This window comes from Vibrio marinisediminis (assembly GCF_014050145.1).
Classification (GTDB): domain Bacteria; phylum Pseudomonadota; class Gammaproteobacteria; order Enterobacterales; family Vibrionaceae; genus Vibrio; species Vibrio marinisediminis.
Map to the genome: position 1 here is coordinate 1 of NZ_JACFYF010000308.1, position 253 is coordinate 253.

Annotated in this window: 1 protein-coding gene; it reads left to right on the top strand. The window is 23.7% G+C overall.

The window, feature by feature from the left end; translation table 11 throughout:
* On the top strand, window positions 1-253 hold a 253-nt coding region (locus H2O73_RS24195; RefSeq protein WP_220457775.1), incomplete at both ends, for an anhydro-N-acetylmuramic acid kinase.

Consider the following 253-nt stretch of genomic DNA (forward strand, 5'->3'; position numbering starts at 1 on the left):
TTGTAGCTACTATTTTTCCTTTAATTGATCAATTTAAACTAGAAATAAAAGATATTTTAAGAACTTTTAATGAACATATAGCTATACAGATTGCTAAATTAATTGATAAGGATTCTAAAATATTAATAACAGGGGGAGGAGCTTTTAATGATTTTTTAATTCAACGTATTCAGTTTTATACAAATCAGCATATTGAATTGGTATCAAAAGAAGTAATTGATTTTAAAGAAGCTCTAATTTTTGCTTTATTAGG